Origin of the sequence: Ferruginibacter sp. (genome assembly GCF_028288465.1) — a bacterium.
Taxonomy (GTDB): domain Bacteria; phylum Bacteroidota; class Bacteroidia; order Chitinophagales; family Chitinophagaceae; genus Ferruginibacter.
In genome coordinates this window covers 38,063-52,469 of the sequence record NZ_JAQBNR010000001.1, presented here as the reverse complement: position 1 = coordinate 52,469, position 14,407 = coordinate 38,063, and the positions used below count along the sequence as shown (strand labels likewise).

The following is a 14,407-nucleotide window of genomic DNA, read 5'->3' as shown; positions in this document are numbered from 1 at the left end:
TAGCTGCCTAATCTTCTTCAGCCATTCTTCTTTTAAACCGATAACCGTTTGTATCCGTCTCAAAAAAATTACGGGCACTCTTATGAAAATTAAATAATATCTTTTTTAGCTGCTCCTGAAACTGTTCCTGCACCGGAATATCTTCTTTAATTTTTTTATCCGTCATAAGACATAATTTATCATCACTGCTGACATCTTTTAAATTTTCAGGCTGCAGGCCACTGATACCAATTTTCCAGTCACCCTGTTTTTTTACCCGGTACTTGAAAAAATAAACGGTCCCCCGCTTTCTATCATATGCTGTGGTTTGTTTCGATACGTAAACAATACTGTCAATCGCAGCATAATTTTTATCGGCCACCAGGTAGCTGCGTGCCATTGCCAATTGCGTTTTGTACAGCGATGGAAATTTATCAAGCCTGTTTATCTTTTCCATTTTTTCAAACAATAAACCTCTTGTTTTATCTTTTGCCGCCAGTGCAAACAGTACGCTATCTGCAAGTGGTTTTTTGTTGCGCAATAGTAGCAGGGCAGTATTCATTACAATATCATCTTCCTTCGACCGGAGTAGTTTATCAAAAAATTTAGGTACCGTAGCATTACTGTCATAAAAGGGAATCAATAAGGTGGCGTAATTATTTAAAGCCTCATTGTTGTTAGTAGCAGTGTATCCTTTTACAGGTATCACTTCGTTTTCATCGTCGCCATCGTCTTTCATTTTGTTTTCAGCCAGTTTTTTCTCTTCTTTTCCCTGCTGTTTTTTCAAGGCTATTTTTGCATCAAAATAAATCTTGTTGAAGAAGCTGCTGTATTGTGCCGCTTTAATAAAACCGCTGTCAACAAGTCTTACAAGAAGTGAAGTCACAGGTTCTTTATAATCTTCTAAAGATGTCAGCTGCAAAATTTCCGGGTACAATGAAGCTGCCAACTGCAACGAATCTTCCAATCTTTCAAACAAATTGGTATACCCAAAATCTCTGTCAAAAACAGCAGGATCCTGTAAAATCAACTCTTTAAAAAGCGCAATTGCCTTGGTGGTTTTATGCCTTGCTAACGCTTCTATCACTTCATTTTGAAAAATACTTGTATCGGCAGTTCGTTCATATATCCTTTTAAGATGATCAACCACAACCTGGTTGGCTGAATCTTTGATATAGCCGAGTTCAGCAATCAGTTTACTTTTAACAATCAAATAGTCATAGTCTTTAGGCGATAGTTTCTGAAGCGCATTCATTATTTTCGGCACCCCTTTTTCTCCATAATATACATTGCTCAGGTCCTGCACAGCCTTTGCATGGATGGAACTGTCTTTACTAAAAAGATCGGTAAAAAAGTTGTCGAGGCAGTCTCTAAATATGCTTCTCCCTACTTTTTTTCCGGGTTCAAATTTGTCAAAAAAAGTATGGATGAAACTGCTTTGAACATTCATCGTATCTCCCATCGTAACCAGGTTAAAAAGGTAATTACCCTGTAATAAACTGAGGCGGTTGATGGTCCTGGAAGAACCGGAATCCCGTAATACAAATGATAAGCCCCTGGTTCCATTGGCAAGTAAAAAAGAATCTTTGCTATACAGTAAAAGATCACTTTTCTCTGTATACTTTTTCATTTCATCTGTCCAGAATTTTGCTGTATCTCTTACATAAAAATATTTAGGATAGGGCTGAATGGAAACCCCGATCATTTCTCCTGTGGAATCACTTCTAAAAACCGCATTGCGGGTTTTAGGCCAGTAACTGTTATAGTTGGCGTATCTTCTGCTGCCTGCAACTTCTTTGCTCACCTGTTCCAGTTTGGCCCGGTAGTCTTCATCAAAATCAGGCGCAACGGGCGTTGTTGCAATAAAGTGCATAAAAGTATCTGTATAAACTTTAGGAGAAGTGTAATTATAAGGTGCAAAATGAAAAGAATTAAAATAGTCACTGAAATCTCTTTTTTCGTTTTTACTCCTGGCAGCAATCACAAAATATTGTGGTCCTTTTATGATATACCGTGCCGTAACAAAACTGCCATCTTTCATTTTCTCTTTCACATCAAGCATTGGGTAACCATTAAAATTGCCAATACGCCGTTGCAGCTGTTTTGAAAAAAAATCTGGTGAACGAAAAGATTCTTCTATCAACTTTAAATCAAAAGTATCCTGATCGAGGAACTTAAAATTGTATACCATTTTTTTAAGAATAAGGTAGGCATCTCCTGTTGTTTTATCCATTGCTTCATACTCCCATCTGTCAATACCATCACTGTTGCTGCCATCCATACTCTCTTTGGGTTGGTGAATTATTTTAACAGAAAATCCACCTTGAGCCGGGGTGTAAACCATGTGTTTGTCTTCCATTTTTTTTAACCTGATGGAGGAAAAGAAATGATTGGCTTCTTCACCCTCTACATAACTTTCCTTACCGCTCATTTTAAAAACTAATATTTCGAATGGCGTTATAAAAATATTGTACCGCTGCAGATCTCCTGTTCTTGTTTTGTTCGTTATATCAAATCCGTGATATCCATTTTTTTCTACGGACAATTTTTTAACAATTTTTCCGGGTATGTTTTCATACAGCATGCTATCCACTTTCTTAATCACCTGTTCCTCACTTTGACCAATAAAAGCCGCATGGGTGTTGATTCTTGTCACCAGGTAATAACTGCCGTTACTCATGTCTGAATATTGTCTTCTATCCAACCCCTGAAATTCATCTGTCATTTTAAATAAAGGCCCGGGCATATCAACACTGTAAAACCCATCATCCGCATGCCTTTCAGCAAATGCCACCGCCACTTTTAATTTATCTGTTTCTTCTTTTTTTGCTGCGTCCCTGTCGGTCATTTTTATCGGCCGCAAATGGTACCCCATTTTACGCAGCAATTCTATCACGCCTCTTGGTCCGGGCAAATGTGCTGCACCAACGCCAACAAAAAGGCTGCTTTTTTTTACAATGGTATCAATTGAGTTAGCTTGTACTTCGTTGCGTTTGTATAAAAAATTTTCCCTGAAGGCGATGGATCTTTCTGTCATAATGTCCAGCGAATCCATCAAATCAAGATCACCCCGGCGGTAAGCTTCCTGTATTTTCTTGGTAATATCTCCCATTGATTCCCCATCCGTATCAATTTGTTTTTTGTTTTTCTCCGTCGCCATATCCGCATACGCCTGCAGCACTATTTTTTCCGTTTCATAAAAATCTTCCACGCCGGCAGAACGCTTGCCCATTTTTTTCCCGGTCTGAAAAATATACATATCCAAAAATGTATTCTCTTCAAAATCTTCCCTGGCCTTGTAACTGCGGTACAGCAAATTATTTACAACAGTTGGTTCGGTGCTCAGTGCTATTTTTAATTCGTCATCATAAGGTTTAATACGAAAAGAATTCTCAGTTAGCAAATCATCACCCGGCGCTTTTACAAAATTGGAATAGTTCTGCTTTAACCTGTCGAGGTTAACCATCTGGCCCTGCCAGACATCTGGGTTCAGCTCAAGCGCCACAGCATCTACATTTCTCATGGCGTAGTAAAAAGAATCGCTCAGATGAAATACCATTTTATTGCTCACATGCATGGTACCAAAAAGATAGGAAGGCTTTTTTAATCCATTTCCGGAGATTTCCCAAAACAGGCTGGGGTATTTATTTGGAGCATTTTTTTGACTCACACCCTGCAGGCAATACAGTAATGCCACTATTACCAACATCACCTTTCTGCTCCTGTAAAACCTCGGCTTTGTATTAAATTTTCCCATTGTTATAAAGTTGAGCAGAATAGCACATTTTACAAAATATAAAGGCATATTTAACGAATTAAAATATGCAGATGTTGTACCATTGCGGTTTCCATAAAACTTGAATCAAATTCCTTAAAAAGCCGTAGCTTTGCACTCTTAAAATCATGCCGTAACATGATAAGTGCCTTTCAATGGCTACATATCTCTGTAAATCACTACAGTATCAGGGCTGGTTATCATTCAAAATTTATTGATCAATATGAAATTAAGTCAGTTCCGATTCGACCTTCCATTAAACCTTATTGCCCAAAACCCAACCAAGAGAAGAGAAGACAGCCGGATGATGGTTATCCATCGTAAGACCGGTGAAATAGAAAACAGAAACTTCCGTGATATTATCGAGTACTTTGATGACAAGGATGTAATGGTGGTAAATAACACAAAGGTATTTCCTGCCCGTATGTATGGCCGCAAAGAAAAAACAGGGGCAAAGATTGAAGTGTTTTTATTGAGAGAATTAAATAAGCCCAACCGTTTGTGGGATGTAATTGTTGACCCGGCCCGTAAAATTCGTGTTGGCAATAAATTATATTTTGGTGAAAATGATGAACTGGTTGCAGAAGTAATTGATAACACCACCAGCCGCGGACGTACCATTCGTTTTTTATGGGATGGCACTGAAGAAGAATTCAGAACGATGCTGGACTTTATGGGTGAAACGCCTTTACCAAAATATATCAAGCGCAAGCCGGACGAAGAAGATAAGGAGCGTTACCAGACCGTATATGCAAAGCATGAAGGTGCTGTTGCAGCTCCAACTGCGGGATTACACTTCAGTAAGGAATTGATAAAAAGGCTGGAAATCAAAGGGCTTCGTTTTGCAGAAGTAACCCTTCATACAGGCCTTGGTACTTTTCGCCCGATTGAAGTGGAAGACCTTAGCAAACATAAAATGGATGCTGAATATTATGGCATTGATGAAACAGCCTGCGCTATTGTAAACAAGGCAAAAACAGATGGCAGAAGAATTTGCTCTGTTGGTACAACAACCATGCGGGCAATGGAATCTTCTTTTACTGCTCAAAAACTATTAAAACCTTCAGAAGGATGGACGAACATGTTTATTCATCCGCCATATAATTTTTCTATTGCTGATGCACTCGTTACCAACTTTCATTTGCCAAAAACAAGTTTGTTAATTATGACTTGTGCCTTTGCCGGCTATGATGTGGTAATGGAAGCTTATAAAAAAGCAATTAAAGACAAATACCGTTTCTTCAGTTATGGAGATGCCATGCTGATCGTTTAGGAATGAAGTGAAATATTTATAAAAAGAAGCTGCAAAATTTGCGGCTTTTTTTGGGCCGCTTTGAGAAGCAATTTGTTACCGGTTGGGATACTGGCCTAAAAAATAAAGGGGTGAGATAAAAATCTCTCCCCGTTTTAAATCCAATATCCTATGAAAAACCAATGCTAAGACATTCAGTTACTACCAAAAGTTGCATGCTTTTAAAATAAATAATTTCCTGGCACTCCTCCCTTAGCGGCGAGTCTCCGTTTCGAATATGGATAGGATGAATTAACTTGAGATATAAAAACGATGTCATGCCGACCTTACAACAATGGCTGTCTGAATATGGAGAGAGCCATCAAAACGTTACCAATAAAACGATTCACTGGATATGTGTACCCGCCATCTTTTTTTCAATTATTGGATTTCTATATAGTATCAAACTCCCTTTTGAAATAACAGGTCACCGGGTAAATGTGGCCTTGATTGCGTTTGTGCTGATTATTTTTTATTACTTCCTGCTAAGCAAAAGCCTGTGGATTGGCATGCTTTTATTCGGCACAATTTGCCTGCTGGTATGTCACTTAATTGAACTGCATTTTTTTGTGCCGCTCTGGGCTTTTTCGCTGTTAATATTTATCGCAGCCTGGATTGGCCAGTTTTACGGGCACAAAATAGAGGGAAAGAAACCTTCCTTTTTTAAAGACATTCAATTTTTGCTGATAGGTCCTGCCTGGCTGATGAGTTTTATTTATAGAAGATTGGGTATATCCCTATAAATCACTCCAACCCAAATAAACCTGAATTTAATAACTGCAGCGTTTGTACTTTATAATTTTTAGGAATCAGGATGGAGATATTGTGACTGCTTCCTCCATAACTTACCATGCGGATAGGAATTCCACTTAAAGATTTAAAGATTTGTTCCATTACATCTTTGGTCTCTGTAATTTCATTGCCAACTATAGAAACAATAGTTTGATCAGCGTCAATTTCTACGGTACCGAATGGCTCCAACTCCTGGATGATTGCAGGCAAGCTGCTATCACTGTCAATGGTGAGGGATACACCTACTTCTGAAGTAGTGATCATATCAATTGAAGTGCGGTGCTTTTCAAACACCTCAAATATTTTTCTTAAAAAACCGTAGGCCAGTAACATACGGCTACTTTTGATTTTTATAGCAGTGATACCATCCTTAGCCGCAATTGCTTTAACCCCTACACTACCCGCCAATTCTGTTATCAACGTACCTTTTGCATCCGGCTGCATGGTGTTTAATAATTTAACCGGCACTTTATAAAATTGCGCAGGCCAGATGCTTGCAGGGTGTAAGATTTTAGCACCAAAATAAGCTAACTCCGCAGCCTCATCAAAACTCATCTGCTCTATCGCAAATGTTTTCTTTACTATTCTCGGATCGTTGTTGTGCATGCCGTCAATATCTGTCCATATTTCACATACAGAAGCATTTACCGCAGCTGCAATCAACGATGCACTGTAGTCGCTTCCTCCTCTTTTTAAGTTATCTACTTCTCCTTTTGCATTGCGGCAAATAAACCCTTGTGTAATGAAAATCTTTTTGTCTTTCAAGCGCTCCAATACTACATTCAGCTTTGCTTTTATGCTGGCTACCTGTGGCTCATCATCGGCGTCAATCGTCATAAAGTCCAGCGCAGGAATCAATGCATGATCAATTGCCTGCTCTGTTAAATAGACTGAAAATAATTTGGTACTGAGCAGTTCTCCCTGCGCAAGGATATCCTTGTTAAGTGCTTCGCTGAAGGAGATTTTTAAAATGATGTTTAAAAATTCAAAATGTTCGGTGACAATATTTTTTGCACTTGCAAGGGCTGCGTCGGTTTTAACCAGCTGGCCAATGAAATTATGGTAGTGTGCCTGTAAAGTTTCAATTTGTTTCTTGGCAAGATTTCTATCGCCGCCTGCAAGCGAATTGCTTATTTCTACCAGTGAATTGGTGGTGCCGCTCAAAGCTGATAAAACTACGATTTTAGTCTCTTCATCTTTAGTTATCAGTTTTGCTACTTCATGCATCCGCTCTGGTTTTCCTACACTGGTACCACCAAACTTCATTATTTTCATTACCGTAAATTTTAAATTGGATTGCAAATATAATCAGCGGGAGATTATGAGGATAATTTTTCCTGAAATGTTATATCTCCAGGCTGAACTTCTGGGCCAGTTCTTCCAGTTCAGTTATTACCGATGCCTGCAATTGAATCCCATTCTTCCTACGTTCCGCTTCCATCGTCGTTTCCGGCTCGCCCGGTATTACTACTTTTTGTTCGCCTGCAACCGTCTTAGCTGCGCTGAAACGCTGTATCCACTGATCCATGTGCTTTTTAAAATCTGCCGCCGGGCGAAAGGCATCAATGCGCATGGCACCAAAAAAATGCCCGATTCCCTCACCCGGCATATTTTCGGGCATGGGCACATAGGCCGGAAAAGGCGGTACCCAGGGCCCATAATTAGCACCGCTGAGGATGGCAGAAAAAATATCTACGATGCTGCCAAGCATATACCCCTTGTGACTACCGTGTTCTTTATCGCCACCCAATGGTAACAAGGCTCCCCCATTTCTAACTTCAGCGGCATCTGTACTTGGTTCACCGGTTTTGGTTTGTACCCAGCCTGCGGGTGTCGGTGCGTTTTTTCGCTGGAGTATTTCAAGTTTTCCGTTAGCCGCAGTCGTAGTTGCAAAATCTGCAACGAAAGGCGCCTCACTGCCTGCCGGTATGGCTACTGCAATGGGATTGGTACCCAATAATCTTTCTACTGAAAACGTAGGTGCTACCAGTGGCGAAGCATTGGTCATGGCAATCCCAATCATATCATTTTCCAGTGCCATCATGGCGTGAATGCCGGCAATACCAAAATGATTACTGTTCTTCACACTTACCCAGCCTGTACCAGCCTGCTTTGCTTTGTCAATCGCTATTTGCATGGCTGCCGGTGCTACCACCAATCCTAATCCTTTATCACCGTCTACTGTGGCGGTAGAAGGTGTCTCATGAACAATTGCTATCGTTGGGTTTGCATTGATACGATTAACCTCCCAAAGCCTTATATAGCCAGTTAAACGGGCAATACCATGACTGTCCACCCCACGCAAGTCTGCCGACAACAACACTTTAGCCGCTGTTGATGCATTTGTATCGCTGCACCCGATTTTGATAAAAATATTTTTTGAAAAAGTATAGAGTTGCTGGTAAGAATAATTAGAAGCCATTGAAAATTGTTATGAACTGAGAATTGAAAAGTGCATTAAAATGAATGTAGCAGTTGCGTTTGAATAAAAGTACAAGAGGGCGATGCAACGATGCTGATCAATGAAAAAATGTTTGGACCAATTGCATTTTAAAATTGCAGGTGTCGCACAGTAAGTCCGTTATTCATCAATTGCTTTAAAGAATCGATACCAATTTTTAAATGGCGCTCCACGTATTCGGAAGTTACTTTTTTATCGCTGTCTTCTGTTTTAACTCCTTCGGGAACCATGGGACTATCACTCACCAGCAATAAGGCACCAGTTGAAATCTTGTTGTAAAATCCTACCGTAAAAATGGTGGCTGTCTCCATGTCGATGGCATAAGCCCTTACCTTTTGGAGGTATTCTTTAAACGCTTCATCATGCTCCCAAACCCTTCGGTTGGTGGTGTAAACTGTACCCGTCCAATAGTCACATGCATAATCCCTGATGGTTGTTGAAATGGCTTTTTGCAGCATAAACGCTGGCAACGCCGGCACTTCCGGTGGAAAATAATCGTTGCTGGTTCCCTCGCCTCTCAACGCTGCAATCGGTAAAATAAGATCGCCGATTTTATTGCGTTTTTTTAATCCTCCGCATTTGCCCAAAAACAGTACTGCTTTGGGTTTGATAGCGGTAAGCAAATCCATTACAGTAGCTGCACCTGGGCTACCCATTCCAAAATTAATAATCGTGATATTGCCTGCGGTAGCACATTGCATGGGCCTGTCTGTACCTATAATTTTTACCTTGTTCCATTTGGCAAACATGGCAACGTAATTAGAAAAATTGGTCAGCAATATATATTCACCAAAGTTTTCAAGCTTTTCACCTGTGTAACGGGGTAACCAGTTTTCTACTATATCGTCTTTTGTTTTCATTTATTTATTTTATCGGTTTATTCGTTTATTTGCCATTGATAAAAGTACAGAATATATTATTTACAACAGATGATAAAGATAACATACCCGGATTATCAGGCTAAAATTAAAAAGGAACCGGGTAGAGAAATGATATTTGATGAAGTACGAAAACTGTGGGTTTTGCTTACGCCTGAAGAATGGGTAAGGCAAAATTTTTTACAGCATTTAATACAAATCAAAAAATATCCTGCGGCATTAATTGCTATAGAAAAAGAAATTTACCTGGGGGATATAAAAAAGCGTTTTGATATTGTGGTGTATGATAAAAACACGCAGCCCTGGATGCTGGTTGAATGCAAGGAAATGAATGTGGAGTTAAACAACATGGTATTAAGCCAGGCACTCCGTTATAATATCAATTTACAGGTACCTTACCTGGTAATCACCAACGGTGTTTACGGATATGCATTTACGCTTTGCAACCAACAGCTGGAAGAGATCAATACATTACCAGACTTTTTGTAAAGGTCCGGCTAGCGAATAAAAAAAATGACGAAGGTTGGAACTATCCAAGCTTCGTCATTTTTAATTTTTAAAAACCGGTTTTTATACCACCATAATTTCTTTTTCTTTGGCTTCCAGGTGTTTTTCAATCAACGCGATATAGCGGTTGGTCTTTTCCTGTATGTCTGCTTCCGCATCTTTGGCCGCATCCTCACTTAAGCCGTCTTTTTGCAATTTCTTTATCTGTTCAATGGCATCCCTGCGAATGTTACGGATAGAAACCTTCCCGGTTTCACCTTCACCATTACATCTTTTTACCAGCTCTCTCCTTCTTTCTTCTGTCAGTGGCGGCAAAAATAAACGGATATAGTTACCATCATTCTGCGGGTTGATGCCTATATTGCTGGCAATAATGGCCCGCTCAATTGGTTGAAGCATCTTCTTTTCCCAGGGCTGAACGGAAATAGTACGGGCATCCAGCACAGAAATATTGGCAATTTGTGCAAGCGGCGTTGGAGAACCGTAATAGTCTGCAACAATACCATCCAGCATATTCGGGTTGGCTTTACCTGCCCTTATTTTTATCAATTCTGTTTCAAGGTGTGTAATCGCCTTTTTCATCAGGGATTCTGTATCCAGTTTAACAAGTTCTAATTCTTCTGACATATAATAGAAAATTAAGTGGATGCAAAACTAAAGAAAAGAACAATAAGCAAATAAATAAATGATGAGGTGGAAAAAAAGCAGTTAGTTTACTTCTACGGAATTGGGTATAACAGGTGTCATTTTGCGATATTTAACGACCGGCATTTTTGTATTGGTATCTTTCATTTCGGTTACCTTCTTTTTTGGCCTGCTATAATAAATCACCGCAGTGAAGGCACAGGAAACAATCATTAATATGCCTACTACTATGGTTGTGCCGAAGCTGCGCAGGAAGTAAGCGGTTAAGAGCAAACCTATGTTTGCCCCTACACAAAGAAGCGTTATTTTACGATGACTAAAACCAAATTGTAGTAAAAAATGGTGTACATGATTTCTATCGGGGCTAAATGGAGAACGCTTGTTGAAAATGCGTAACGCGAATACCCGAAGGGTATCAAACAAGGGAACAATTAATATAGCAAAGCCAATTGCAGGAGCGGCTTCTAATGGAACAGGTACTGACTGAGAACCGGCAATGTTGATAAATTTGATTACCAGGATAGAATTGATCAGGCCAATAAGTAAGGAGCCTGTATCGCCCATAAATATTTTAGCCGGAGAATGATTGTATAATAAAAAACCAACAAGACTTCCTGCAAGTGATAGCGCCATTACAGAGTATAACAACTGGCCTGCATAAAAAAAGTAGATACCAAAAACAAGGGATGTTAATAGCCCAAGGCTGCCTGCCAACCCATCAACACCATCGATTAAATTAAAAGAATTAATTATAACGATAACCGTAAATAGGGTTAATACAATACCGGCAACTTGAGGAATGACAGTGATCCCTAAAAAGCCATGCATATCCATTATGCGAACACCGCCAAATTTAATGATGATACCAGCAGCAATGAGTTGACCTATGAATTTTTTGGCAGGCGAAAGCACTAAAATATCATCTTTAATACCTAGAAAAAAAATTACAATGGCTGATGCAACAAAATACTGTAACTCATGACTGCCTTCAGGGGAACCGATGAGGGTGGCTAAAATAAATCCACCAAAAATTCCAAGGCCGCCCAGCGTGGGAATAACCATTTTGTGAACTTTCCGCTCATCAGGTTCGTCAAATAATTTTTTTCGCCTTGCCACTTCGATAATAATGGGGATAGCGAAAAATGTAATCAGGAATGCCAGGCCGAAACTGAGTATTATGTTATCCATGCATGCACGATTAATATGGTAATGATTACAACTAAATACCTAAAAAAGGCTAAAATTATCGGAATACAGCAAGCAACTTACAAGCATATGGTATGAATGGTAAATCTTATATTGACTGATTAAATAAAAAACAATTTTTAAACCGAACAATTTTACAGCAAATTAACGCATAAATTATGAACTTATTATTAATGGGGCTCATACATATTTTTTTTTACTTTGGAGATGATACTAATTGAAGTAGGTTTGCATACAAAAATTTAAAAAATGACCAATTTAAAAGAAACAGCCAGCCAGGTAAGACGAGATATTGTACGAATGGTTCATGCCGTTCAAAGTGGCCACCCGGGCGGATCGTTAGGATGTGCAGACTATTTAACAGCTTTGTATTTTGATATTATGAAACACAATCCCGCGTTTGATATGAACGGGGAAGGCGAAGACCTGTTTTTTTTAAGCAACGGCCATATTTCACCGGTTTTTTATAGTGTTTTGGCAAGAAGCGGCTATTTTCCTATACAGGAACTGGCCACGTTTAGAAAATTAAACAGCCGCTTACAAGGACACCCTACCACCCATGAACACTTACCCGGCGTACGCATTGCAAGCGGGTCTTTGGGCCAGGGAATGAGCGTGGCTTTGGGTGCGGCACTGGCAAAAAAGCTGAATAACGATTCCTCCACCGTTTTTTCTTTACACGGAGATGGCGAACTGGATGAAGGACAAAACTGGGAAGCGATTCTTTTTGCTGCTCACAAAAAAGTGGACAATTTAATTTCAACTATTGATTGGAACGGTCAGCAGATAGATGGCCCGACAGATAAAGTAATGAGCCTGGGCGATTTGGCAGGCAAGTTTACCGCTTTTGGCTGGGAAGTGGTTCACCTGGACAAAGGAAATGATATGGATGAAATCGTGGCGGGTTTGCAGAAGGCTAAATCGCTTTCAGGAAAAGGTAAACCTGTTGTTATTTTGATGAAAACCTCCATGGGTAAAGGAGTTGATTTTATGGAGGGAAGCCATGAATGGCACGGAATTGCACCCAATGACGAACAATTGCAAAAAGCGTTGGCGCAGCTACCTGAAACAATGGGAGATTATTAAGAATGATTTTATTGCCTGTTGTTTAATGAATACAGGTTTAGATAGTTTAAAAAAGCTTCCGTTGCAGGAAGCTTTTTTTATGCTGTTTATTTCAGATTGTTATCGTAATTCAATCAGTTGCCTCGCAGCTTTGCGGGCGGGCAACCAGGAAGCCAGGAAGGCGATGAGTGTTCCCGTTAAACCAACAAGTATAAAATCTGTTAACTGGAGTTGTACCGGAAAATAATCTATCAGAAAGGAGCCTCCCTGTAATTTGACTATTTTAAAATTTACCTGCAACAGGCAAACAATCAGTGCGAGCAAAATACCCGTTACTGTACCAATTCCTGCAAGCAACAAGCCTTCACTGAGAAAAATTTTCAATATCATACTTTTATCAGCTCCCATACTCTGCAAAACGCTGATATCTTTTTGTTTTTCCAGCACCAGCATAGTCAATGCGCTTACCATGTTAAAAGCAGCAATAAAAAGTATGAGTGTGAGTACAGCGTAAATAATCCATTTTTCCATCCGCATGGTATTGTACAGGTTAGCATTTTGCTGATATTTTGTTTGCACAGTGAAATTATTTCCCAGTAAGGAATTCAGTTGCGTTTGAATACTGGCAGCGCTTAACTGGCTGTTGATTTTTATTTCAGCACTGCTGTATTCATCTGTACCGAAACCCATTTGCTGTTTTACAAAATCGATATTGGTGATGGCGTATTTATTGTCAAAATCCTGCTGAATGGCAAATACACCGGTTGCTTTAACCGTGCCTTCGCTGATGGACTGCATTGGATCTGATGTAGTAACCTTTCCTTTTTTGGGTAAGATAAGTGTGAGGCTGGATGCTTTAAAAGCAGCATCAACATTGACGGCAGCGGCATTTTGTATTCCGGCACCAACAACTAAACCCGGCTCATCAATGGTACCTGTATTAAACTTTCCCTGGTAAGTCTTGGCTGCCACACCGGTTACATTTTCGTAATTACTGTCAACTCCTTTCAGAAATACAATTGTTTGCAGATCTTCATTTTGCAACAATGCTTTGTCTTCGGCAATTAAAGAAACGGCAGCTATTCCCGGCTGCTGTTTTATTAATTTAACCTGGTTGTTGGTTAGTGTAAATGTTTTTCCTTTGGTGGGAATAATTTTTATGTCTGCGTAAAATGAAGCGTACAAAGATTTTACCAACCCTTCAAAACCGTTGAAAACACTTAGTACAAGTATTTGACAGGCGATGGCGAAGGTTATTACGCCAACCGTTACCCAGGAAATGATATTGATGGCGTTGGCACTTTTTTTAGCTTTGAAATACCGCCACGCAAAAGTTAAATACATATCCTGTCTCCACCGCGGCGGATTATTTAGCAGTTAAAAATTGATAGTGATTTTTATTCGCCTTCATTCGTTTGTTTTGGTTCAGCGCCTTCGTCTTTTTTTATTTTTTCAAATAACTCTTCCATCTTAAAAACATAGTCCAGCGTATCGTCAATAAAAAATTTAAGCTCGGGAATGCTTCGCAACTGGTGGCGAACGCGGGTGCCCAGTTCCTTGCGAATTTCTTTATTTTTCTCTTCGAATTTTAATAAACATGCTTGTGTATCTTTTACCTGGAACATGCTGAGATAAACTCTGGCTTCAAATAGATCCGGTGTGATTTTTACAGATGAAATGGAAATCATACCGCCATCCATCATAGTCATACCCATACGACGAAAAATATCATTGAGTTCTTCATTAATCAGCCCGGCCACTTGTTTTTGTCGTTTTGTTTCTGTTGTCATTGTGTAATTCTTATAAGA

At 39.6% G+C, this 14,407-nt stretch carries 12 protein-coding genes; 4 read left to right on the top strand and 8 right to left on the bottom strand.

Annotated features, from left to right (window positions below; all coding sequences use genetic code 11):
* Positions 1–7: 7 nt before the first annotated feature.
* Entirely contained in the window at positions 8–3,736 is a 3,729-nt protein-coding gene (locus JWR61_RS00245) for a TraB/GumN family protein (protein ID WP_301925893.1), read from the bottom strand.
* Positions 3,737–3,977: 241 nt separating this feature from the next.
* Between JWR61_RS00245 and queA the strand changes: the two genes are divergently transcribed.
* Positions 3,978–5,027: a tRNA preQ1(34) S-adenosylmethionine ribosyltransferase-isomerase QueA gene (queA, locus tag JWR61_RS00240; protein ID WP_290339944.1), complete on the top strand. Its 1,050-nt coding sequence runs from the start codon at positions 3,978–3,980 to the stop codon at positions 5,025–5,027.
* A 296-nt stretch (positions 5,028–5,323) separates the two neighbouring features.
* A complete protein-coding gene (locus JWR61_RS00235; RefSeq protein WP_301925892.1) occupies positions 5,324–5,788 on the top strand; it encodes a DUF962 domain-containing protein in 465 nt (154 codons plus the stop codon).
* A gap of 1 nt (position 5,789) precedes the next feature.
* Here the strand turns inward: JWR61_RS00235 and JWR61_RS00230 are convergent, their stop codons facing one another.
* From JWR61_RS00230 to JWR61_RS00220, 3 genes are all read right to left on the bottom strand, one after another.
* Positions 5,790–7,112: an aspartate kinase gene (locus tag JWR61_RS00230; RefSeq protein ID WP_301925891.1), complete on the bottom strand. Its 1,323-nt coding sequence runs from the start codon at positions 7,110–7,112 to the stop codon at positions 5,790–5,792.
* Between the two features lie 70 nt (positions 7,113–7,182).
* Complete coding sequence (locus tag JWR61_RS00225; protein ID WP_301925890.1) at positions 7,183–8,259, bottom strand: Ldh family oxidoreductase; 1,077 nt, start codon at positions 8,257–8,259, stop codon at positions 7,183–7,185.
* Positions 8,260–8,387: 128 nt separating this feature from the next.
* The gene (locus JWR61_RS00220; RefSeq protein WP_301925889.1) at positions 8,388–9,158 is read right to left on the bottom strand and encodes an AMP nucleosidase; all 771 of its coding nucleotides are present in this window, start codon (positions 9,156–9,158) and stop codon (positions 8,388–8,390) included.
* 69 nt (positions 9,159–9,227) lie between these two features.
* Between JWR61_RS00220 and JWR61_RS00215 the strand changes: the two genes are divergently transcribed.
* A complete protein-coding gene (locus JWR61_RS00215; protein ID WP_301925888.1) occupies positions 9,228–9,665 on the top strand; it encodes a type I restriction enzyme HsdR N-terminal domain-containing protein in 438 nt (145 codons plus the stop codon).
* 81 nt (positions 9,666–9,746) lie between these two features.
* Here JWR61_RS00215 and frr read toward each other — a convergent pair whose 3' ends face one another.
* Both frr and JWR61_RS00205 read right to left on the bottom strand, forming a co-directional pair.
* Positions 9,747–10,310, bottom strand: a complete 564-nt coding sequence (gene frr / locus JWR61_RS00210) for a ribosome recycling factor (protein ID WP_301925887.1) — start codon at positions 10,308–10,310, stop codon at positions 9,747–9,749.
* Between the two features lie 81 nt (positions 10,311–10,391).
* On the bottom strand, positions 10,392–11,516 hold the full coding sequence (locus JWR61_RS00205; protein WP_301925886.1) for a glycosyltransferase family 4 protein: 1,125 nt from the start codon (positions 11,514–11,516) through the stop codon (positions 10,392–10,394).
* Between the two features lie 267 nt (positions 11,517–11,783).
* On the opposite strand from JWR61_RS00205, the gene JWR61_RS00200 reads away from it, so the two are divergent.
* Positions 11,784–12,620 (top strand): transketolase, encoded by an 837-nt coding sequence (locus JWR61_RS00200; RefSeq protein WP_301925885.1) that lies wholly within the window; start codon positions 11,784–11,786, stop codon positions 12,618–12,620.
* Positions 12,621–12,719: 99 nt separating this feature from the next.
* Here the strand turns inward: JWR61_RS00200 and JWR61_RS00195 are convergent, their stop codons facing one another.
* Together JWR61_RS00195 and rbfA are read right to left on the bottom strand one after the other, a co-directional pair.
* Complete coding sequence (locus JWR61_RS00195) at positions 12,720–13,943, bottom strand: FtsX-like permease family protein (protein ID WP_301925884.1); 1,224 nt, start codon at positions 13,941–13,943, stop codon at positions 12,720–12,722.
* Positions 13,944–13,996: 53 nt separating this feature from the next.
* Entirely contained in the window at positions 13,997–14,389 is a 393-nt protein-coding gene (gene rbfA / locus JWR61_RS00190) for a 30S ribosome-binding factor RbfA (protein WP_290339934.1), read from the bottom strand.
* Between the last annotated feature and the right edge of the window lie 18 nt (positions 14,390–14,407).